The sequence below is a fragment of the Pseudomonas koreensis genome, assembly GCF_036668835.1.
GTDB lineage: Bacteria > Pseudomonadota > Gammaproteobacteria > Pseudomonadales > Pseudomonadaceae > Aquipseudomonas > Aquipseudomonas koreensis_I.
This window is the reverse complement of record NZ_JAZEVW010000040.1, coordinates 1-412: the sequence shown is the minus strand read 5'-3', so window position 1 is coordinate 412 and position 412 is coordinate 1. Positions and strand designations below refer to the sequence as shown.

General features: G+C 58.0%; 1 protein-coding gene. It reads right to left on the bottom strand.

What is annotated here, in order from left to right; genetic code table 11:
* The coding region (locus V6F91_RS27210) for a hypothetical protein (protein ID WP_332769942.1) at nucleotides 1–412 on the bottom strand (412 nt) is incomplete at both ends.

Genomic DNA, 412 nt, shown 5'->3' with positions numbered 1-412 from the left:
ATCATATTTCTTGCGATCATGCGTGTAGCGCGCGCCGGCGCTGACCCGAAGGTTCGGCAGAAGTTTCAGGCGCAGCTGGGCATAGCCGGAAATCGACTCAAGTCGCTGATTGGCGCGATTGTCGATGGCGTCCACCGGAATGCTGTCGAATGGAATGCCGAGCTGGTTGGCGCCCTTGAGATGATTGCTGACATACAGCCCGCCCGCGATGAGTTCGAGCCGGTCGCTGATGTCGGAGACGACGGTCAGCTCCTGCGAGAACTGGTCGATGTCGAATATCGGAAGCGTTGCCTTGGGATTCCACACTAAGAGCGGCAGCGACGAGCCATCCGGATCCCAGCGCGTGAAATTTTCGAGCTTCAGATAGCCGGTGAGAGAAGTGATCGATGTGCTTGGCGAGACTGCCCACTTC